Annotated in this window: 16 protein-coding genes; all 16 read right to left on the bottom strand. The window is 59.9% G+C overall.

Features of this window, described 5'->3' with window-relative positions:
- Window positions 1–346, bottom strand: a 346-nt coding sequence (locus KGA81_RS27950) for a DUF6708 domain-containing protein (RefSeq protein ID WP_317850831.1), incomplete at its 3' end; no start/stop codon positions are given.
- A gap of 463 nt (window positions 347–809) precedes the next feature.
- Window positions 810–1,415 carry a DUF6708 domain-containing protein gene (locus KGA81_RS27945; RefSeq protein ID WP_223550536.1) on the bottom strand — a complete coding sequence of 202 codons (606 nt, stop codon included), beginning with the start codon at window positions 1,413–1,415 and terminating at the stop codon, window positions 810–812.
- 311 nt (window positions 1,416–1,726) lie between these two features.
- On the bottom strand, window positions 1,727–2,530 hold the full coding sequence (locus tag KGA81_RS30120; protein ID WP_317850830.1) for a DUF6708 domain-containing protein: 804 nt from the start codon (window positions 2,528–2,530) through the stop codon (window positions 1,727–1,729).
- A gap of 114 nt (window positions 2,531–2,644) precedes the next feature.
- Entirely contained in the window at window positions 2,645–3,529 is an 885-nt protein-coding gene (locus KGA81_RS27935; RefSeq protein WP_223550534.1) for a DUF6708 domain-containing protein, read from the bottom strand.
- A 55-nt stretch (window positions 3,530–3,584) separates the two neighbouring features.
- Complete coding sequence (locus tag KGA81_RS27930; RefSeq protein ID WP_317850832.1) at window positions 3,585–6,830, bottom strand: T6SS effector BTH_I2691 family protein; 3,246 nt, start codon at window positions 6,828–6,830, stop codon at window positions 3,585–3,587.
- A 27-nt stretch (window positions 6,831–6,857) separates the two neighbouring features.
- Entirely contained in the window at window positions 6,858–7,847 is a 990-nt protein-coding gene (locus tag KGA81_RS27925) for a DUF6708 domain-containing protein (RefSeq protein ID WP_223550529.1), read from the bottom strand.
- Window positions 7,847–10,366 (bottom strand): T6SS effector BTH_I2691 family protein, encoded by a 2,520-nt coding sequence (locus KGA81_RS27920; RefSeq protein WP_223550527.1) that lies wholly within the window; start codon window positions 10,364–10,366, stop codon window positions 7,847–7,849. The genes KGA81_RS27925 and KGA81_RS27920 overlap by 1 nt, the downstream gene beginning before the upstream one ends.
- Window positions 10,363–11,247: a DUF4123 domain-containing protein gene (locus KGA81_RS27915; protein WP_223550525.1), complete on the bottom strand. Its 885-nt coding sequence runs from the start codon at window positions 11,245–11,247 to the stop codon at window positions 10,363–10,365. The genes KGA81_RS27920 and KGA81_RS27915 overlap by 4 nt, the downstream gene beginning before the upstream one ends.
- Window positions 11,244–13,367 (bottom strand): type VI secretion system Vgr family protein, encoded by a 2,124-nt coding sequence (locus KGA81_RS27910; RefSeq protein ID WP_223550522.1) that lies wholly within the window; start codon window positions 13,365–13,367, stop codon window positions 11,244–11,246. The genes KGA81_RS27915 and KGA81_RS27910 overlap by 4 nt, the downstream gene beginning before the upstream one ends.
- A 27-nt stretch (window positions 13,368–13,394) precedes the next feature.
- Window positions 13,395–13,652: a PAAR domain-containing protein gene (locus tag KGA81_RS27905; RefSeq protein ID WP_115948442.1), complete on the bottom strand. Its 258-nt coding sequence runs from the start codon at window positions 13,650–13,652 to the stop codon at window positions 13,395–13,397.
- Between the two features lie 70 nt (window positions 13,653–13,722).
- Window positions 13,723–14,235 carry an Hcp family type VI secretion system effector gene (locus KGA81_RS27900; protein WP_223550520.1) on the bottom strand — a complete coding sequence of 171 codons (513 nt, stop codon included), beginning with the start codon at window positions 14,233–14,235 and terminating at the stop codon, window positions 13,723–13,725.
- Window positions 14,236–14,341: 106 nt separating this feature from the next.
- Entirely contained in the window at window positions 14,342–15,148 is an 807-nt protein-coding gene (gene icmH, locus KGA81_RS27895) for a type IVB secretion system protein IcmH/DotU (protein WP_223550518.1), read from the bottom strand.
- The gene (gene tssK, locus KGA81_RS27890) at window positions 15,141–16,487 is read right to left on the bottom strand and encodes a type VI secretion system baseplate subunit TssK (protein ID WP_223550516.1); all 1,347 of its coding nucleotides are present in this window, start codon (window positions 16,485–16,487) and stop codon (window positions 15,141–15,143) included. The genes icmH and tssK overlap by 8 nt, the downstream gene beginning before the upstream one ends.
- A 37-nt stretch (window positions 16,488–16,524) precedes the next feature.
- On the bottom strand, window positions 16,525–17,874 hold the full coding sequence (gene tssJ / locus KGA81_RS27885; protein WP_223550514.1) for a type VI secretion system lipoprotein TssJ: 1,350 nt from the start codon (window positions 17,872–17,874) through the stop codon (window positions 16,525–16,527).
- The gene (gene tssG, locus KGA81_RS27880; protein WP_223550512.1) at window positions 17,871–18,893 is read right to left on the bottom strand and encodes a type VI secretion system baseplate subunit TssG; all 1,023 of its coding nucleotides are present in this window, start codon (window positions 18,891–18,893) and stop codon (window positions 17,871–17,873) included. Before tssG ends, tssJ begins: the two co-directional genes overlap by 4 nt.
- Entirely contained in the window at window positions 18,857–20,623 is a 1,767-nt protein-coding gene (gene tssF, locus KGA81_RS27875; RefSeq protein WP_223550510.1) for a type VI secretion system baseplate subunit TssF, read from the bottom strand. The genes tssG and tssF overlap by 37 nt, the downstream gene beginning before the upstream one ends.
- Window positions 20,624–20,625 lie beyond the last annotated feature (2 nt).

Genomic DNA, 20,625 nt, shown 5'->3' with positions numbered 1-20,625 from the left:
GGGGGAAGGTGGGCAGGGCTTGCGGGCCCTGTTGCATGAACAGTTGGGCCATGGCCCAGTACATTTCGCCTTGCATGGTTCCGTGGGCGAAATGGAAACGGTCGATGACCTGATGGGTGCCGGGTTTCACCACGGCAATGCTGACCGATTCGATCAAGCCGCCGGTGCCCATGGGACCATAAACGCTGCATACCTCGGCGCGCAGGTCATCCCAGTCGTAGACTTCCGTGCGCACTCCCCAGGCACTGCGGCTAAAGGGGCGTAGCCCATCGTGGTGGAAGCGATAGACGTAGACTTTGCGGCGCAGGCGGTTGAAGCGGATGGGTTCGTCGCGGGGGGCTTGCACGTCCATTCGCCAGGCATAAATGCCGAACCAGAGTGCAGTAATGAATAACAATAGACTGCCGAAAGTGAACGCGAAGAATAGGGGAAACTGTGTTTCAGGTGGAAAGCTAAACCAATTCATGAGCGGGAATGGGGACATGACAATCATGGCAATTGCTAACCATGATCCAATCCCTCGCGTTCTAACGGTAGAACGCGGCAAATCCAAGTAAATGGAGTCTAGATGGTTGGGCGGATTGGGTAGCACCGGCGAATATGGAGCGGTACTGGGGGGCTGATCCGGCATCGGTAAATCGCGCTTCCAGCCGGGGGCCGGTGGGTCGAGCAAAGGTTCGGTGAAGAACATCAGTGAACTCCGGAAGGTGTGGCAAGGGTAAGGCGTCATCGGTAACGTCTTCACCCGTTTTCTTGTGGGTCAATTACGGTCCATTAGCAATTGCTCTTGCCAAGGAAGATGAGCGTCATCAGGGCGCCGTTCTGGATTCCAAATCCATGTCGGCGGGCCATTGCACTTTGGGCGCCAGGCGGCGAGCAAGATTGAAACTCACGTCCTCGTTGTTCCAGTCGCGTGGCGGGTGAGGGAAGTGGGGTAGCGCCTGAGGGCCTTGCTGCATGAACAGTTGGGCCATGGCCCAGTACATTTCGCCTTGTTGAATTTCGTGGGCGAAATGAAAACGATCGATCACTTGGTTGGTGCCAGGTTTCACCACGGCGAGGGTGACGGTTTCGATGAGGCCGCCACTGCCCATGGGGCCGTACACGCTGCATGCTTCGGCGCGCAGCTCATCCCAGTCATAGACTTCGACTCGTACGCCCCAGGCGGTGCGGCTGAAGGGTCTGAGCCCGTCGTGGTGGAAACGGTAGACATAAACTTTGCGTCGGACGCGGTTGAAGCGAATGGGTTCGTCGCGGGGGGCTTCGACGTCCATCCGCCAGATGAACACGCTTCCCCATAGGGGGGTGATAAATCCGATGAGACCGAAGAAATGAAATACAAACGAGGGTATATCTCCAGTCGCTATAAGGATAACGATCCAAGCGACGGGAGGAATGAGAGCAAACAGGAACATACAAGGAGCCATCCAGACACCAATCCCACGAGTCCTAACTGTGGCGCGCGCCAGTTCAAGGCATACATCGTCAATATGGTTGGGGGGATTTGAAAGTACAGAGGGGTAAGGTTCAGTGGACTGTGGCTCATTCGGCCCCGGCAGGTCGCGCTTCCAGCCAGGAGCGGGTTTATCGAGTAACGGTGTTTTAAATAGCATGATTAGCAGTTCCAGTTCGGGGGTGAACGCCGCTTGTAATCTTTAGCCTGTCGCATAGGGGCGTTGGACGAAGGGCAAGCGTCGTTTCGAGGCTCCACGTTGAGGGGGCCTATTCAGGGCGCGGTGCGTGACTCCAGGTCTATTTCCGCAGGCCACCGCACCTTGGGCGCCAGGCGGCGTGCGAGGTTGAAGGTCACGTCTTCGTTGTTCCAGTCGCGAGGTGGGCGGGAGAAGGTGGGCAGGGCTTGCGGGCCTTGTTGCATGAACAGTTGGGCCATGGCCCAGTACATTTCGCCTTGTTGAATTTCGTGGGCGAAATGAAAACGATCGATCACCTGGTGGGTGCCAGGTTTCACCACGGCGAGGGTGACGGTTTCGATGAGGCCGCCACTGCCCATGGGGCCGTACACGCTGCAAGCTTCGGCGCGCAGATCATCCCAGTCATGGACTTCGACTCTTATGCCCCAGGCGGTACGACTGAAGGGCCTGAGGCCGTCGCGGTGAAAGCGATAGACATAGACTTTACGTCGAAAGCGGTTGAAGCGGATGGGTTCGTCCAGGGCAGGGGTAACGTCCATTCGCCAAAAGTAAATACCTAGCCACAAAGCTGTGATGAATCCAAAGAATCCGACAAAAACGAGAGAAAAGGGGGGCGCACTATGTTCTTTAACTGCAAAAGCAACCAGCGTGGCCGGAAAGCTTAAAGACAATAAAAAGATGAAAGGAACCATCCAAACACCAACTCCACGAACTCTCATCGTGGCGCGCGCCAGTTCGAGATACACATTGTCAACATGATTGGGTGGATTCGATAGTACGGGAGGGTACGGTTCAATGGAGGGCGACTCATTTGGCCCCGGCAGATCGCGCTTCCAGCCAGGAGCGGGTTTGTCGAGTAGAGGTGCTTTAAATACCATGATGAGCAATTCCAGTTCGGGGGTGAACGCCGCTTGTAATCTTTAGCCTGTCGCATAGGGGGAGTTGGACGAAGGGCAAGCGTCGTGTCGAGGCTCCGCGTTGAGGGGTCATATTCAGGGTGCGGTGCGTGACTCCAGGTCTATTTCCGCAGGCCACCGCACCTTGGGCGCCAAACGGCGGGCGAGATTGAAGGTCACGTCTTCGTTGTTCCAGTCGCGGGGCGGGTGGGGGAAGGTTGGCAGGGCTTGCGGGCCTTGTTGCATGAACAGTTGGGCCATGGCCCAGTACATTTCGCCTTGTTGAATTTCGTGGGCGAAATGAAAACGATCGATCACGTGGTGGGTGCCAGGTTTCACCACGGCGAGAGTGACGGTTTCGATGAGGCCGCCACTGCCCATGGGGCCGTACACGCTGCAGGCTTCGGCGCGCAGATCATCCCAGTCATAGACTTCGACTCGTACGCCCCAGGCGGTGCGGCTGAAGGGTCTGAGCCCGTCGTGGTGGAAACGGTAGACATAAATTTTGCGTCGGACGCGGTTGAAGCGAATGGGTTCGTCGCGGGGGGCTTCGACGTCCATTCGCCAGAAATAGATGCCTGCCCACAGGGCAACAATAAACGCCAAGAGTAAAAAAATGCTTGGAATGAGAGGGGGCGTGCCCTCCTTCAATATGTAGGCGATCAAAGTGAAGGGGGCGATCAGGGAAAGCAAGAACATAAAAGGAGTTAACCAAACACCAACTCCACGCATCCTCATCGTGGCGCGTGCCAGTTCAAGGCATACATCGTCAAAATAATTGGGGGGATTCGAGAGTACTGGAGGGTGAGGTTCAGTGGATGGCGTCTCATTCGGTCCTGGCAAGTCGCGCTTCCAGCCAGGAGCGGGTTTGTCGAGTAAAGGTGCTGTAAATAGCATGATTAGCAGTTCCGGTTCTGTGTGATAGCCGCTTGCGACCTGTTTAAGGGGGAGGGGCAAGCACATGTTGATGAGTTCCAGCAATGGTCGCTACGGGACCCGTGGCAAATGAGCACGCCAGGGCGCTGCCGGCTGTGGCTTACAAGCTGTCCATTAACTCGAGCTCCGCATAGGCGTCGTGAATGTCTCGATCGGGCCAGTAGGTCACCGATAAGGTCGCCGCTTCAATGTTGTGCCGGCGGGTGTCGGGCAACAGTACAACGGCGCCTTTAATGTCCTTGACCTGCAAGGTACGGGCGTCGGCCAACGAGACGGTGCGTATTTCCTGGATGGGTGTGGTGCTGTTGATTTGGTAATCAGGCTTGTTCGGGCGTTTGGGTACGGCCAGCGCCACCCGACGTTCGCTGGCGGCGGTGGCCAGAGTGGGCGGGTTCAACTCGCCTTCGGCCAGCACTTCGCCGCCGGTGTATTGGTTGGCCGAGCCATCACCGTAGCGATGAACCGTCAGTGACCAGCGATAGGCCGACCGGTTGGCGTCGAAGAGCGGCAGAACCAGACGATATTCGAGGTGCTGTTCATGGACCGGCGCGCCCACGCTGCCCATGGGACCACCCCAGCCATGCGAGTCGCTGCCGACGATTCGCAGACGGAAGTTGACGCCGGCCTCTACGCCCAGGGTTGCGGCATTCAGCTCGGCAATGGCGATGTGGGCGTGTTCAGGTTTGTTCCAGTGAATGGGGGGGACTTCGTTATGTTTGCCGAAAAAGCAACGGCGAGCCCAGCGGTCGAGAGGTGTCGATTCTTCGCCTTCGGCCCACTTGTAAAACGCATATCCCACCATACCAAGAAGTACGGCTATACCAAGGGGACCGAGCACCGTGCTGGTACCTACAGCGGCAGCCCAGATGCCCAACCCTGCGCCAGCGCCCGAAAGTAACGCGGAGATTCTGTATCCCAGTGTTGCGTCAGTATCGCCTCTCTTCCAACTCCGGCTAGCAGCAAACCCCGCTCGCGTCGCATCATATAGTCCCGCCACCGCGGCAATGCTCCCCCCGACCCGTACGAATACGTTGCCTACGCGTGCAGTCGCTGTTGCGGCAGTCATCGCCTGGGTCGACAAGCTGCTGACCTTCTGCACCCGTTCCGCTCCTTTTTCCAGTGCGATGCCAACGATTTCCACCCCGCCACCCAACACCCCCAAACTACTGCCATACAACGCCAACCTCGCCTCAACAGCCTTGTCCCCCATCGCCTGTTCTACATCCTTGAGACTTTTGTTCAGTGAGTCGCTTAGCAGGTACATCCCGCCCATCGCCAGCAACAGCTCGCTGCTGCCGACCGCGCCACGCAGCCCGGTAAAGCCGCTGCGCACCCATTTCGCCGCCAGGTACGAGGACACCTTGACGCCTTGCAACACCTTGCGCGCTTGCGGGTCCAGCGTGCCAACCCCGACGGCGATTTCGACCAGCGTAGCGTGGGCACCTTTTCCCAATTGATCCACGCCGAGGTTGGCCTGGCGCATCAGGGTGTCCTGCAGTTCGGTAACCTGGCCTTCGACCCAGACGCTGATGGTCACGCTGAGGTTAGCTATTTTGGGGTCCAGCACCGCCAGGCTGAGCAGGCCGCCCTGAATCAACGGGCGTACCTGTTTGCGCGCCTTGCGGGCCTCATCGTCGATGTTGCCCAGCTCGTCCTTAAGGCCTTTCCAAGTGCGGTCGATGGCATCAGCGGCCTTGTGTTGCAGGTTGCGCAGGTGCTCGCATTGCAGGGCGTAGTATTCACCCAGTTTCATCTTCACCTTGAGCTCGGTCAGATGAATGCCGTTGTAGAGCAGTTGACTGGCACTGTTGAGACGCGAAACCACCCGTCCCACGCCAGGGCCGAGCGACGGTTGCAAGCGGACGGCAGCGGCGTTGAGGGTACCAAGGAGTTGTGCCATGGCGTGCTGTAAACGGGGGCGGACATGATGCTTGAAGTCGTCGTTGTCGATGAGCTTGGTAATGACGGAATAGAGCTTTTCACTGTCGTTCCAGTCGGTATCGCCTGTCGCATTGAAACTGGGCAACAGGTCGGCCAGCAAGCGTTTGTCACGCAAGAGAAGGGCGCGGTAGACCGGACTTTGTGGGTTCTTCAGCCAGTCGCTCCATAGGGAGGCAGTAGGACCTGTGTCTTCAACGTTGTTTGTTTCCTGCGGGTGTTCCTCTTGTCTCGATGGCGCCTCACTGATGCCTCCCTCCAGGCACAGCGCCATGGTCTGGCTGTAGGCCCGCCCTGACGGGCGATCATCGCCGTCGTAGTCATTTTGCTCGACACACGCAAACTGTCGGGAGCGACACGCTGCCACGTAGGCGTGTGCGCTTTGGTCGATGTAACGCTGATAGTTCGCCCATTCTTGCTCATACAGTTGATGAAACAGGGCACGGCTCTGTTCGTCGTAGCGTTCCTCCAGATTCTGGTTGGCGGCGAGGGTGCGTTTCTGCACGATCCGCTCACGCTGTTCCTCAGGGCTGGAAAATACCGGCGGGCCATCGCCGGTCATGGGCTCGACAGACGCCGGTAGGGGCGTTTGGCCTTCTGCCCGTTCGCGATGGACTTCGCGAATGGCCAGCAGTAGCTGAGAGGTCTGGTACTGATAAGCCCGGTCCGGGTCGTTCATCCAGGTCTGTCGCCGCTGGATCCAGCGGTTGCGGGTGTCGTTGAGCTCCTGCACCAGGCCGATTGTGTCATCCAGTACAAACGCCAGGACGCCTTGTTGGAGCTTATGCTGTGGGATGGCGTTGCGCAGGAAACCCTTCAGCGCGTTCAGGCGATGGGCACGGCTATGGAAACCATGCACGCTGTCGAATCCTGGCGTTGACTCCTGCGGCGGATGCTCATAAAAGCGCCAGTCGGGTTCGGTAGTGATGGGCCATTGGGGCGTCTGGTGCTGCTGGTATTCGTAAACCTGCTTGTCCACCTGCAGGTTTTCATCCGTCATGGCCAGGCCAACGCTGGCGGGGTTGTCGCGTGCGCTGGCGAGGTCGAGCTTGTGGAATCGCTCTGAAGCATGACCGGCCTTGTAGGCGTCCAGCACGCTGGCCGGCCACGGGTCACCGGCAAAGGCCAGCCACGCTTGGGTGTGTTTGTCGGTGTCGATGTTGAGGAATGATGCCGGGCAGTCGTGATTGGCCGAGACGCAAGCATCGGACAGCGGGGTCTCGTTGGCAGGCGCAGGTGCGTAGGGGTTGAATTGACGTAGATAACCGTCCGGGCTGACCTGATAGGCCTGCCAGATCTTGCGATCCAGCAATACATACAGGTAACCCGCGCGCAACGTGCGTAAGCCCGGGCGTGTATCGATCTGCACGGTATCCGGCTGCACGGGTTCATTCGGTGAGCGCGGCACCAGCGCGTGGCGCAATATTTCATGGGATCAGCGGCCTGCATCTTCAATGGAACGAGGAAACCTTGGCTCGTAACACAGCAGCAGGGACACCCAATGGCCACAGGCATGCACAAGGATCAACGGCAGTAACAGGCCATAGATCGGTACGAAGATCCACAGTTGAGGGATTTTCACGAACCGGCTGTCCAGTTGCCACACGGCCATGAAAGAGCGCCACGGCCAGGGAAATTTGCCGATGAGTTTTTTGGGTTTGGGCGCCGCTTCCGGACCCTCTTCCATGTAGCGCCGAATGTATTCCCAGAACGCCAACAGTTCGGAGGCGTTACGGGTTGGCTTGCCCACGAAGGTGATTTCGAAGTCGTCCTTGAGATGGCCGTCGGCGTCACGGACGGAGTGGGTTTCCTTGTCCCATCCCAGCATGACGAAGCCTCCCGTGCCGTCCAGTTCGGACATCTTCGGGTTGATGCAGACTTCGGCGGTGTCCCAGTCCAAGGCGACAATGCCTCCCAGGTGTTTGGGGCGAAGCAGGTAGATCTTGCGGGTGATGCGGTTGAAACGGACGATCAGGCGTCGGGCGGTGAATGCTTCGAGTCGTAAGTAGGGGAAGACGTATTTTATGTAAAGATACAAAGAAACTATGGGGATTAATGGAATGGTGTTCATCGCAATATAATCAATAATTTCCAGCGGGGTCGTATTGCCTTGGTATTCGTTCCAGTAATGTACCGCAAGGGAATAAAGTACCATGACGAGCATCCATGCCAAGAGTGAACCACCCGTTCCAGCTATCAATGTTATCAGCCCACGCTTCTCATCGTTTGGTGTGCGTACATCAATATAGGTTGAATTATAGGTGTACAGCGAGTCGTTGTCCGAAATCGCTTGGGAAACCGGTTGAGTTACCCGAATGGGAGGCAGCTTTTCTTTGTTCGCTATTTGCTGGTCAGCTTTTTTCGCCAATGCTTCGTAATCAGTCGTCGCACGCCCGTCATACATGAGCCATTCAAAAAAATACATTAGAGGGTTGCCTCGATAGCTTTGTGAAAGTTTTTTAGCTCTTGCTCTACGGATTTGGGGGTTCCATTGCTTCGATCTTTTCGGAAAGTACAGTGGTTCAAGTAATTCTGAAGCTCATTGGGGAGCAGCATTTCTAACGCGACGGAAGCTGCGAAAATCACCAGGTTGATTCGTATGCACCAACGCAGCATAAAAGCCATTTTCAATGCAAGCTGTGTGGATTTTTGATGAGTAAATACCAAAAAACGATTTCGTCCATGTATCTGGATTAGCCGTTCCAGATACGGGGCGGCCGCTGCCAATCCGATGGCTGCTGAGAAGAACGCTGCGCTAAGTTGAGCGGTGGCTCTGACAAAATAAACTGCAGCGATGGACCATTTTTTTTGATTGAAGGCTTTCACACCATCGGCGATATCAAAGGCCATACCGGCAAATGCCGCTCCCCCCGCCAACACCCCCGCCATCAACTTCAACTGACTCCCCATCACCCGCCCGGCCTGGCGAATCGCCGTGTTATGACTTCGCTCGGCCAACCCCACCGCCACCGCCCCCAACTCCAGCCCAACCGCCGACACCGCGAGCATGGCGGCCGTCAGCTCGATGTACTCGCGCGTGCCTTTGTCCGCCTTTTCTGCCTTCAGTTTCAGGTTCCAGACCTCCAGCAAGGCCAGGGTGCTGCCCAGGCGCACTTCCAGCATGGGCCCGGCGGCACCCGCGGCCAGCGAGTCGCCGAAGCTCTTGTGGGCGGCCAGGCCTATTTTCGCCTTGACCCCCTGGCTGAGCGGCATGGTCCTGCTTTCGAAATGCAGTTGCTCTCCCAAATGGCCCAGCCTCGCCTTGAACACCAGGGCCAGCGCGGTGTTGAGCGGGCCGTCCAGCCTGGACGCCGCGCCGCTTTGCAGCAGGCGGGTACCGAAGGTGTTGGTCAGCAGCACCGCGCCGCTGAGTCGGATGGCAGAGGGCGGCGTATTGAGGCTGACCTCGCCGACCAGCGCGTGGGCTTTGGCGTAGATATCGACCAGCGACTTGCTCAAGGCTTGCAGCTGAGTGCCGTCCAGGGTCGGCAGTTGCGAGCGTTGGGCGAGCAACAGATTGATCTGTTCGATGGCCTGGGTCTGATTCTGGGCAAGCCCGCGCCAAAACCAGTTGTTCGGCGTCGTGCCGTCGAGGGCGCTCCAGCTGTCGATTTGCGCCTCGCCCAGGGCGGTACTGTTCATGCCGGCAACGGCCACGCCCAGTTGCGCTTCGAACTCCAGGCCGTTGCCGCTGTCTTTGGCATCGTAATAGGCAAAAGCCTCGAGCAACGCGGTGCTGTTGAGCCACTGCAAATGATCGGCGGCGCGCTGCTCCTTGATCGCATCGGCCTGGGTGACGGCCGCATCAAACTCCGCCATGAAGGCCTGCAGCCGCGCTTCGTCGACCGACGGCGCGTAGCGTTTCGCCCAGCTGTCCTGGCGCGCGAGCTCGATGTCGTGCCGCTCCTGGTGCTGTTGGTCGGCGGGGTTGCGGAAACTGCGGTAGCTGCCCATCGACGCCGTGACCATGTGGACGTTGCTGCTGGCGTACTCGCGGTCGGTGTACCTCACGCCAAGCGCGTTGGCGTGGTTGACGTAGCGTTGCTCGGCTTGTTCGGCGAGGGTGAGCTTGAGGTTTTCGAGGCCGAAGGCGATGGTGTGTTTGCGCTGGTTGTCGATGCCTTCGCCGTCGGTTTTGCGCATGAAGGTTTCGAGCGTCTCCACGCTCTGATTGCGCCAGGCATTGAGCTCCTGGGTGATACCGATCGGGTCGTCCAACACCACGGCAAAACCCTGCGCCTGGGTCGCCGTTGCGCCAAGCCGCGCAGCCACACCCGCCAGGGCCGAGTAGCCGGCCGGGGGCGCAAACAGTTGCTCGTCAAGCTGGGCCATCAAGGGGGGGGAGGTCGGCCCGAGCAGGTCGGCGACGCTACTGTCCAGCGCCTGGGCCTCGATGATGTGTGCGGTGTGGCTGCAGCTTTGGATCAGTTGGCGGATATCGACCTTGCGCAGGGTGTTGCGCAGCCGCGGTTGCGTGCGGATCTCGGCGAGCAGGCGCGGCGTCAGCAGGTCCGGGGTGAACAGCAGCCGGGCTTCGTTGACGTCTTCAGGATCGCTGACCTGGATGACCCGATCGCCGAAGTCCGGCAGGCCGCCCAGCCCCAGGTCGTCCGGGGTGGCGGGCCACACGGCCTTGCACAAGCCGCTGCTGTAGGTTTGATAGGCGCCCTCGCATACCCAGTCGGTCGCGGTGCGGTGGATGAACACATAAAGATACCCCTCGCGCAGTGCGCGCACGGCGTAACGTGCGGCGGTCAGGGGCAGGCTGGCCAGGGGCTCCGCCCTGGCCAGGGCAGGAGGCAGGGCCGAATCGGTGTGCCCGATCACGGCATAGCGCAGCGGCAGCAGGGACACCGAGCGTTTACAGCTGACGCAGGGACTGTTGCCTTCGGTGCTGAACGTTTGCCGGGCCACGAAGTTGAGCAGGTCGGTCGGGGCGGTCATGGTCGTGCTCCCTGGAGAAACAATTGGCCCAGGCGTCCTTCGCCCCGGGCGCTACGCTGCAGCGCGGCATGCCAGTGGGCAGTGCCTTGCAAGCGTTGGGGGGTGTGTTGGAGGGTGAGGATGATGAAATCGGTCAGGTTGTGATGGTCAATCAATCCCAGGCTCTTTCCTTGGCTGAGCAGCGACTCGATCAGCGCCAGACGCACTCCATGGCACGGGCTACTGAATAAAGTGGGTGAGGTTTCGTTGAGTGTTTCCAGTAGCCGGAAAGGCAGGGGGTCACTTTCCAATGCTTGCCATAACGCGGCGTCCATCACCAATCGCGGGGCGGCAACGATCGGGATTGACCGTGCTCCTCCGCGGATTCGATGCCACTGTTCCTGGCTTGGAGTGGCCCCACGGCACCACCAGGACACAACGGGTGCGAGCAGCCACTCTCTCCACTGCTCGGGCGCATGGCGCAAGAGCTTCGGCGTGACACGACTGTCGTAGTAGCGCAGCAAGTAACGCTCGCTGTCTTGCGTGTCGACAAACGTGGCCTGACTTAGATGTCGGGCCAGCACATCGGCGCTCACAGTGCTGGTAATCCATGCGACGATGGTATTGCTGTCATAGCGCGCAAGACTGTCGATCAGTGCGCCATGGCCCTTGCGAGTGGCCTCACGTGGACATGCCAAGTGCGGGCCCAATGGCCTGAGCTGTTCCAGGCCGGGAGCCAGAAGCAGTGGTTGCAGATCAAAGCCTGGATGGTCCGTCAGTTTTTGCCGGGTTTCCTGAGGTAATGTCGCCATATCGATCAACGCGACGAGATATCGCGGACGGGGGACGTCGTGCGCGTAAAGGTCGTTGGTCAGTGCCGTCAGCAGTTCACCGGGAATCATGCGTCCACCTTCACGAGGGCTTTACGCTCACGGGCGGCCTTGAGCCAGCAGCCAACACAGATCGGTTCGCCGGTTGTCGGCACGCCACTAAGGATGAGTGAGTGTCCTGCGCCTTTAGCGTTAAGTTGCGTCGGCCCATTCAGGTAGATGGCAATCCCGCTGAGGGTGATGCCATTGGCATCCAGGGTAATGCTACCGCCGGGGCCTTTTAGAACGAGGCTGTCGCTGGTTTGCAGCTGATAGGTCGTGGTTTTGGTGCCTATGCCTTGCGCGGCAGAGATATGTTGGAAACCCTGAATGACCTGTTCGGCGTTACCGCCAATTTCCATGCGGTGATTGACCGCGATCGTGTCGTGGCGATCATTGCCTATGTTTTCGATCCGGTCTTTGCCAATGGTGATCTGGTGGTCGCGTCCGAAGCTCTGCATTCGATCTCGACCCACGCTGTGATATTGATCCTGACCAATGCTTATCCGTTCGTCATTGCCCACCTGTTCCTTGCGGTCGTGGCCTACCTCTATCTGTTCGTCATGCCCAACTTTCTCACTGCGGTCATTACCCACAAACGTTGTGTTGTCATGTTTGATATAGACGTTCTTGTCCTTTTCGGCATGGATGTACACCTCTTCCTGCCCCAGCTCATCCTCAAAACGCAGCTCATTGAAGCCCTCTCCCTTATGGGTACGGCTCTTGATGGTCATCCGCGTCTTGTGCTTGGGCAGCTCGTAGGGCGGCAGATTGGTCTCGCGGTAGGTGCGGCCTGTGGCGATCGGCTGGTCAGGATCGCCATCCAAAAAGCTGATGATCAGCTCTTGATTCACCCGCGGCACGGCCATGGCGCCCCAGGTCGCACCGGCCCAGCCTTGGGCCACACGGATCCAGCACGAACTTTGATCGTTGTTCTTGTCCGAACGGTCCCACGGGAACTGCACCTTGACCCGGCCCCATTCATCGCAATAAATCTCTTCCCCCGGCGGGCCGACCACGGTGGCGATCTGCGGGCCGTCGATGCAGGGTTTGTCACGCAATGGGGCTTTCCAGTCCGAGGTCCAGCGAATGGCTGTGGCCTGCATCTCGTAGGACGTGCCGCTGTCACTGCCGAAGGCTTCTTCCTGCAAACTGGTGTGCTGTTTGCCCTCGTGCTGGATGGCGATGGTGCGCCAGCGGTCGTTGAAGTCTTCGCGGGGATGGTCGTTCAGGTCGAAGGCCAACCCCGGTTGCAGGCGCGCATCATCGCCTTCCAAATGAGCCAGCTTGGCGTCGTTGCGCAGGGCGGCCAGGCGGGTCTTGGTAAAGGGCTTGCCGGCGATGTCGCGTTTGTAGCGGCCGGGATAGTCGTAACGTTCGTAATCCTTGTGCTGGTTGTTCAGGTCCTGGTCGCCGGTGGCGGTGTGCTGCTGGTTGTAGTACGGGTGGGTGAAGGTGTAGTCGCGCTGTACCTGGCGTGCAGTGCGCACTTGTTCGGTGTAGTGGAAGCGGGTCAATGCCGGTTCCATGGAATCGCCACCCCCCATGGGCTGGTAGAGCACCGGGCAATCGGTGTGGGTGCCAATGGTGCCGAGGCCACCGACGCGGTCGGTGAGGACGAGGGTGTGGCCGTCGGCGCGGTGTTCGAAGGTGTAGAGCAGGCCTTCTTCGGCGGCGAGGCGGGCGATGAAGTCGAGGTCGGTTTCGCCGGCCTGTACGCAGTATTCGCGGGGTTGGTGCTCGAAGCAGATTTCACTGCGAATGTCGGTGAGCTTTTGCTCGGTGAGCACGCTGGTGATGATGTCGGGCACGGTCTGGCCCTGGAAAATCCGCCAGTTGGAACGCAGGTCGAAACGCGCCAGGGTCGGTTCGACCACGGCGGTGTAGCGGGTGCGGCGAAAGCCGGTGTCACCCTGGCAGAACAGGCTGACCAAACCGTGGACGTAGCGCACAGGGGTGTCGCCACGCCATAGGGTGAACAGCCCCGCCAGATCGAGCACCCGATTGAAGTCGATAGCGGCATTGTGGCTGGCCAGTTCCAGTTCGAGTTTGAACGGCTGGGACAGGCCTTCTTCGAGGGTGAACGAGATCACCTCGAAGGCATCGCCTTTCAAGGGCTCGAAGGTGAAACGCAGGTCGCTTTGGCGGGGCATGGGGCCTCCTTGTCGAGAGTGTGAATGTCAGTCGATCAACCAGCTGCTATCACCGTTTTCCAATTTTCCATCGTGATCGGTGGTATCGCCGACACGGGCTACCGGCTGTCCGTTGACGGTCATCGAGGGCGAGCCGCTGGTAATCACGGCGCCGCATCCGAGGGTGTCGCCGACACGGGCGACGGCGCGGCCGTTTACGGTCATGTTGCGTGTACCGCTGTCGACGGTGGTGGGGCCACACAAAGGGCAATCATGGTCGTGTCCGACCAGAACGACGGCTGGCATAGAACCTCCTGAAAATTATCGAATCAGTGAATATTCCGCCGCCTGAGCGGCGGAACGTGCCGGTTGGCGATTAAGCCGGCTTGCGCCAGTCATCCGAGGCTTCGGTGCCGGACACCACATGGGTCCAGCTGACCTTGCGATACGCCAGGCTGGTCTTGATTAGTTGGGTGTAGTTTGCGTTGCTACTGTTTTGTGCGTGGGGCAGCACGGTGTGAATGTCGACGACCGTGGCGTCTTCCAGTTTGGTGGTGAAGAAGTGCTCTTGCTTGCCGTCCCCCGAGGTGCGGAACCACTTCACTTCAACGGTCGGCAGCATTTCGCCGGTGGCCAGGGCCTGATAGAGCATCGGTGAGGCTTTGTTCAAGGCGCTGGTGAATATCAGCGGCTTGTGCACCCGTTGCCCGGACGGTTGGCCACTCTGTGGGTCGGTGGGCGTACCGATTGCGTGGTCGATTTCCTGGACGAGGATTTCGTCTTCGTGACCTTCCACATAAACGTTGCCCACCGATTCAGCAGTGAACGCGCCCTTGGTGATGTGGCCCTGGGTTTTGCCGTGGATGCTGATGTACGCAGGTGTTGGCATGACAAGCTCCTTGTCGCGATCAAGTGAACGGCCCCTGGGGGCCGCAGGTTATGGCCGATACGGCCATGGCTTTACAGGCGCTCGGGATGAGCGCGCTGAAAATCGGTTACAGGTGCAGCACCCGCTCCAGGGACTCCAGCACTTGCTGGGTGATGGCGTTCAGGCGGATCGAGTAGATCGTGTAGGCGACCGTCAGCACGACGGCTGCCATGGCCCACGGCGTCCACAACGGCCAGGCGCGTTTGATCCGGTAGTTGCGCGGGGCGACGTTTTTCAGCGGGTCGGTCAGGCGCTTGGGTGTCTCGCCGCGCAAGGGGCGCAACAGGCCGTGCAGTTGGGTGATGATCTTCTGTATTTCGTCATCGCCCTTGATATGGGCGCCGTATTTGCCTTTGAGACCGGAGATCAGGCACTGGTACATGAACTCCAGCACATGCTGGTACCTGGCCGTTTCGGGGATCATGTTGTTCATCACGGTGAAGAATTTTTCGCCGCCCCAGGTTTCTTGATGAAACTTGCTTAGCAGCGAGCGTGCGCTCCATGTGGAAGACTTGCCCCAGGAAGTGCTCATGACCACTTCGTCGAGCAACAGGCACAGGCTGTAGGAGTAGGCCTTGAGCATGCCGGCGTCGTAGTCGAGCTGGCTGACTTCTTCCATGATCGTGGTGATCTGGTTGCTGACGCTCAGGTACAGCGCAGGTACGTCATCGTGCTGGTCCAGGCGGCGTAGACGAATGACCAGGCCGATCAGCGGCGTGGCGGCATCGCACAGCGGATTCCAGGCCAGGCCGCGCATGTCGAATTCAGGGTCGGCCAAGTGTGTTTGGCCGCTGGCAGTGATCGTTTCGCCGTCAATGTCGATGGCGCCGGAGATCTCCTCGTGACGCCATGAGTCGGGTGTCGTTTTAATCATCTTTTTCACTCCTGATCGCCCAGAACTGCAATTCCAGCTTCGGGAATTCACCGGCAATATGGAAACCAAACCCGCTGCCACTGCTCAGGCTTTGCCAGGCGGGGTGATGGCGGTCGAGTTCGAAGTAGCTGAAACCGGCATGGAACGGCAGGTGTCGCGGCGCCACCGGCAGCGGCCGCAGTGGAATACCCGGCAGTTGCAGGCTGACCAGTTGCTCTAGCCCTTCGGTGGAGGTGATCTTGATCTGCTTGGGCAGTTGCTGACGCAGGGTTTCCGCGGGCAGTTCGGCGCGCACGGCGAGGATGAATTCAGCGTTGTCCAGCAGGCGTTTGTCGTTCAATGCGGCGCTGCGCACGCCGTACCGCTGCTCGACAATCGGCAACGACACTGCACGCGGTTGCAGCACCGTGCCCAAGGCGCGGCGCAAGGTGTGCTCGAGAATCTGGAACGACTCGCGCAGGTTGTCGTGCTGGTAGGCCGGGTATTCCTGGGGCAGGTGGCCTTCATCGGTAAAAGTCACCAGTTCGCCGCAGGCCTGGGCCAGGGCGATGTACAGCCGTTCCGGGTGGACTTGGCGCTGGCGAGCCAGGTGTTGGAACAGCGGGAACAAGCGGTTGAGGGTTTGCAGCAGGTTGAAGTCGGTGACATCTGCCACCCCCGACTGCCCCGGTGAACCGATACGCTGGGCCAGGTTTTTGGCCCGCTCGCGCATCAGCCCGGCCACCTCACCGAGGTAGCGGTGCAGCGCCGGCACCGCTTGCAGGGACAGGCTGGTGGGATAGAAATGCTCGTCCATCACCAGGCTGCCGTCCGGGCGCTTGTCTTTGATCCTGCCCAAGGCGATGCCGGTAAAGGCACTGCGGTCGCTGCGTTCGAGCATCAGTTGCAGGTTGGGCACGGCCAGGTTCATGCCGACCTGATCGCCGTCATCGCTGTGGGTATCGCGGATTTCTTCACGGCGGGCGATGTAGCGGCTGTTGCCGTACTGGTCGGGCCAGCGCACTTCGAGAGCGCCGTTGGAGCGCAGCGGCAGAGCCAGGTAGACGATCTGGCTGACTGCGCTGCTGTCGGCGATTTCCAGCGGGGAGGGCGACGCCAGGTCGTGGGGAATATCGAAGACGCTGCCGTCGGGCATGATCCCCCGCGCTTGGGTAATGGCGACCTTGCCGAAGCTCAGGTATTCGCTGTTCAGCGTCAGCTCGCTGAAGCCATAGAGCGCGTCGTTGAGGCTGTGCAGGCGCTGATGCACGGCGGCCTCGGCGGCGCGGGCCTGTTGCTGGAAGTGCTGGGGCTTGACGAACAAACCTTCATGCCAGATGACGGGGTTGCGTGAACTCATCGGTAATTACTCGGGGCAAAAGCGGCTGAAAAGGGCGTCATCGGGTTTCTCCTTTGAGGCTGACTTGGGCTGCGTCCAGCTGCACCAGCACCGCGTACTGCCGGCCCCTGGGCTCGACGCGCAGGCGCTGTTTCCACTGTCCGATATCACTGCTGTGGTAGTTGGCGATCACCGCGATGAAACGGGTGTCTTCATCAAGCGCGCGCAGGTCGATGAATTTGAATTGGCCTGGGTTGAGCAGGTAGTCGTCGGCGCGGATATAGGTGCTGCCCAGGGTCTTTTTCAGGTCGTCGGCCAGGGCCTGAGGGCTGGCGTTGACCAGCAGCGAGTCGTCGGTCAGTTGCAACACCTTGAAGGCGATCGGTGTGGCGACGTGCTGCATGGCCGGGTTGCCCCACGGGGTGGTCAGGCTGACACCCTGAGCGTCGTAGTCACCCAGCAGCGCGTCTTCGATGGGCGACATCGGCACGACGGGCGCTGGCTCCAAACTCAGTGGCGACTGGGCCGGCATGCTTTCGTAAAGGTGGCTGAGCAGCGTTTGTACTTTATCCGTCAGGGCCTGCGGGCTGGTGGCCTGCACGTTGAGGGTGTAAGGCGAACGGCTCGCGTCCTCGTTCGGTGCCGTGCCGGTGCTGATCAGGCGCGGGTTGACGTCGTGGCTGGCGTACAGGCTCAGGGAGTAGCGGCTGGGCTGATCGTCGGGGCCGCCGACCGAAATCGATGGGGTCCAGATCACTTGGCCGATCTTGCCGAGCATGGTGCAGCCGCCCAGGGTCAGGCAGGCGAGCAACAAGGTGGCCAGACGCAGGTTGCTGAACAGGCAAACGGTGCGCTTGGGTGTGGGCGCGCAAATATCAGCCAGCGGCTTTGGTGGCGGCGCTTCATTCATCGCTCGCAGCGGGTCGCCTTGCTCTGCCAAATCCACGGGCCGGCAAAGGCGCTCGAATTCCGGGCAAGTGGCAGGTCGCCTATCCGCCGGTGGCCTACTCGGCGCATCTTCCTGGTGCCACACGTGCATGCCTTCAGGGTGGTCGCCGAGCAGCTCATCCAGCGAACGCTGCCCTGGGGCGTGCTCACCCAACTGCACCGCGACCTGATACGCACCAATCTGCAACCGATCACCGTCGTTGAGGCTTATCGCAACATGACGCTCAAGCGGCAGATCATGACCGTTGACGTAGGTTCTACCACTGCGGTCGATCACGCAGAACCGCCCTTCGATGACGCGGATGTCGCAGTGGTTGGGCCGCACGCTGTTGTGGCGATCTTCCAGGCGCCAGTCCACCGCGGCACTGCCGATGCTTCCGCCCTGTGGGCCAAATTGATGACCGGGCAGATAGCCGTGCAGCAACTGTGCAGGATTGCTGATAACCAGGCTCAGCTTCATGCGCGCCCCCGAATCCGCACCACGGCGGGATGACGTTGTTGCTGGTGTTCGATAAAACTGGTCCAGCCCAGGTGGGTGCCGCCGGCGCGTTGCAGGTTGAACGGCGGTACGTCTTCTTCGCGCAGTCCCAGTTCCAGGTCGTAGGCGGTGGCATCGCGCAGCAGAAAATTCATCAACTGGCGCAATCGCCCGAACTGATCGCCGCTGGGCAAGAACTGACGAAAGCGCGCTTGAGTCAAGTTAGGAATCACCAGGGTGAACTTGCTGGCGCGGGTCTTGCTGCGATCACCCACCACAAAGTTACTGCCCAGGGTGCCGTTGGCCTTGCCCAACGCCAGGCGCTGGCGTTGCGGAAAACTCACTGAGCGAGCCTCGAACTCACGGATATGTACGCCGCGCAGGTCGAAGCAATGCTCGACGATGCCGGACACCACCGAGGGGGAGCGGCTGCGGTTGGCGATCAAGCCGGCAAAGCTCAGCAGGCGGCCCCACGGCAGCGGCGTCGTACCACGGAGGTCGTTGTCGTTCAGCCCGACCATGGAGAATACGTAACGCGAAAAACGGTCGTTCGCCTCGGCCTGGAAGCGAATGTAGTAGCGGTACTTGCGCCAACTGGTGTGCAGCAGGGTCAGCAAGCGATGGTTGAAAAAGTCCATGAACGCCGGACGAATGCCGCGCTCTTGAGATTGTTCGTAAGCCAGGCGGTCCAGGTAATAACCGGGCAAAGGCGAGTCGGTACCGTGCAGGCCAAAGAAGCTGGTCTGCAAGCGGTAGCGCACTTCGTCGCCCCCATCCTCTACGCGGCCAGCCAACACCACGTCGGAGGCCGGAAAGCCCAGCCCTGCATGGCTTTGCAGGCGTACGCGACGGCGCGCCGCCGCACTCAGGGGCCGCGCTTCCAGGTCATCGCCATGCAAGGCGTGCAAAAGCTCCAGCAAACGGTGAAACGAATAGTTTCGCGCGTCAGCCAGCAGCCGGTCGGCTAGATCAGGGGTTGTCTGCCGGTCAACAGTGGCCATTCATAGCACTCGTTGTTGGTGGTATTGATCACTTCCAAACGGTGGAAGGAGTTGATGCTGGCGTAGAGGGCGAAGAAGTGCGAAAGCACGCTGGCGAACAGGTACAGCTCGCCCTCGCAGAGGAAGGCGTTCTGGTCCAATTGCAACCGGGTCTGCACACCGCGCACGGGCAGGCCTTTCATCAGCCAGTCGACGGGGGTGGTCACGGCATCCTGGATACCGTTGAGGCGTTTGCGCGTGGCGCGGGCCTGTTGCAGGTCGTGCAAAGCGGCGAAGTCATAGGCGCGGATCACTGCCTTGAGCGGCTCGGCCGACAGCAACGACAGGTAGTTCAGCGACAGGTTGGAAATCAGCGTCCAGTGCAGGCTGCTGTCCAGCACTGGACGGTAGCTTCGAGTCGGTGCGATCAGGTTGGTGTAGGTGGCAAACGACGGCGTGACCTCGGTGGACAGCGACACATCCCCCACACCCAGCAGCTGCGGCAGGTCGCGATTGGTGCAGGTCAGTTCGATGGACGCCGCTTCATGCTCGCCGATGTACAGGCTTTCATCACCACGCACGAAGGCGATGCGATGGCGCAAACCTTCACGTCCGTGGGATTCCTCGATATGCGTGCGGAAGTACAGTGCCGTGCGGCCCCGGGCATGTTCGATCTCATGCTGGAACGATTCGAACGGGGTAAAGCGCCGCAACGGATCGCCCTTGCGCTCCTTGTCGGCGGCGTCCCAGCCGGCCACCTGGTCGACACTGAAAATCTCAAAGGCATCGTGGCGGTTGCCACTGGGGCAGATACGCCGTTCCACGCTGCGTCCGTCCAGCGCGATGGGCTCGGCATCGTGGCGGAACAGATTGACCGCCGGCGCACAGAACAGGTGAAGGTCTGATGTGCGCAAATGCGTATTGACCGGCATCGGCCGGGAAAACTGAAATTCGAAGCGAATCTGTCCAGTGCTGACGGCCGGCCAGACCTTGGCTAGTCGGGTCAGGCTGAAAAAGTGGAACCGCTGGGGGAACACAAAGTATTCCTGCAGGATCCGGTAGCCATCGAACACGTTGCGCGGGTAGGGCAGCAGTGCTTCTTCGGCGGTGAAACCGGGGAAGCCCAACTCGCCGGGGTTCAGACGATAAGGGGTGTTGTTGACGTACAGCGTGACGCTTTTGAGGTAATGGGCCAGCCACAGGTACAGGGTCAGTGCGGTGGCATTGTCGCCGCCGAGGTGAAAATCCAACTGATCGCACTCGAGGCTGTCGAGCGGTTGTGGGGTCAACACGTTGAGGTCGATGCGCAGCGTCGAGGCTTCGCGGCTGTGGGCATCGCTGACTGCCTGCAACGCCAACGGGTACAGATTGACATCGGTGCACGTGCGAAACTCGCAGGAGATGCCGTCCACGGGTTTGGCAAACAGCCGCGTCCCTTTGGGAATCACCTTGCGATGACTGATCGCATTGGGCCGTGGCTCGAAGCGGATGATGGTTGCGCTGGGCAAGGGCCGCAGGTAGTTGGGCCAGAGCATCTGCAGCAGCGGATGGGTCAGCTCCGGCAAGTCGTCGTCGATCTTCATCCCCAGCTTGGCGGTGAGGAAGGCAAAGCCTTCCAGCAATCGCTCCACGTCCGGGTCGCCGGCCTCGTCGCCGAGAAACTGCGCCAACTGTGGATTGTCCTCTGCAAACTCGCGACCGAGCTCGCGCAGGTAGCGCAACTCCTCGGCAAAACGTTGTTTCAAGTCCATGG

This window comes from Pseudomonas sp. A-B-19 (genome assembly GCF_019947515.1).
Taxonomy (GTDB): domain Bacteria; phylum Pseudomonadota; class Gammaproteobacteria; order Pseudomonadales; family Pseudomonadaceae; genus Aquipseudomonas.
The sequence above is the reverse complement of the archived record's forward strand: the minus strand, read 5'-3'. Positions and strand labels throughout refer to the sequence as shown.

What these genes read in the sequence shown, in the direction of transcription:
- icmH (WP_223550518.1), bottom strand. Translation starts at nt 15,148, where the DNA reads ATGATTAAAACGACACCCGACTCATGGCGTCACGAGGAGATCTCCGGC.
- tssG (WP_223550512.1), bottom strand. Translation starts at nt 18,893, where the DNA reads ATGGCCACTGTTGACCGGCAGACAACCCCTGATCTAGCCGACCGGCTG.
- KGA81_RS27905 (WP_115948442.1), bottom strand. Translation starts at nt 13,652, where the DNA reads ATGCCAGCCGTCGTTCTGGTCGGACACGACCATGATTGCCCTTTGTGT.
- KGA81_RS27925 (WP_223550529.1), bottom strand. Translation starts at nt 7,847, where the DNA reads ATGTATTTTTTTGAATGGCTCATGTATGACGGGCGTGCGACGACTGAT.
- KGA81_RS27915 (WP_223550525.1), bottom strand. Translation starts at nt 11,247, where the DNA reads ATGATTCCCGGTGAACTGCTGACGGCACTGACCAACGACCTTTACGCG.
- KGA81_RS27910 (WP_223550522.1), bottom strand. Translation starts at nt 13,367, where the DNA reads ATGCCCCGCCAAAGCGACCTGCGTTTCACCTTCGAGCCCTTGAAAGGC.
- KGA81_RS27945 (WP_223550536.1), bottom strand. Translation starts at nt 1,415, where the DNA reads ATGTTCCTGTTTGCTCTCATTCCTCCCGTCGCTTGGATCGTTATCCTT.
- tssK (WP_223550516.1), bottom strand. Translation starts at nt 16,487, where the DNA reads ATGAGTTCACGCAACCCCGTCATCTGGCATGAAGGTTTGTTCGTCAAG.
- KGA81_RS27920 (WP_223550527.1), bottom strand. Translation starts at nt 10,366, where the DNA reads ATGACCGCCCCGACCGACCTGCTCAACTTCGTGGCCCGGCAAACGTTC.
- tssJ (WP_223550514.1), bottom strand. Translation starts at nt 17,874, where the DNA reads ATGAAGCTGAGCCTGGTTATCAGCAATCCTGCACAGTTGCTGCACGGC.
- KGA81_RS30120 (WP_317850830.1), bottom strand. Translation starts at nt 2,530, where the DNA reads ATGGTATTTAAAGCACCTCTACTCGACAAACCCGCTCCTGGCTGGAAG.
- KGA81_RS27900 (WP_223550520.1), bottom strand. Translation starts at nt 14,235, where the DNA reads ATGCCAACACCTGCGTACATCAGCATCCACGGCAAAACCCAGGGCCAC.
- tssF (WP_223550510.1), bottom strand. Translation starts at nt 20,623, where the DNA reads ATGGACTTGAAACAACGTTTTGCCGAGGAGTTGCGCTACCTGCGCGAG.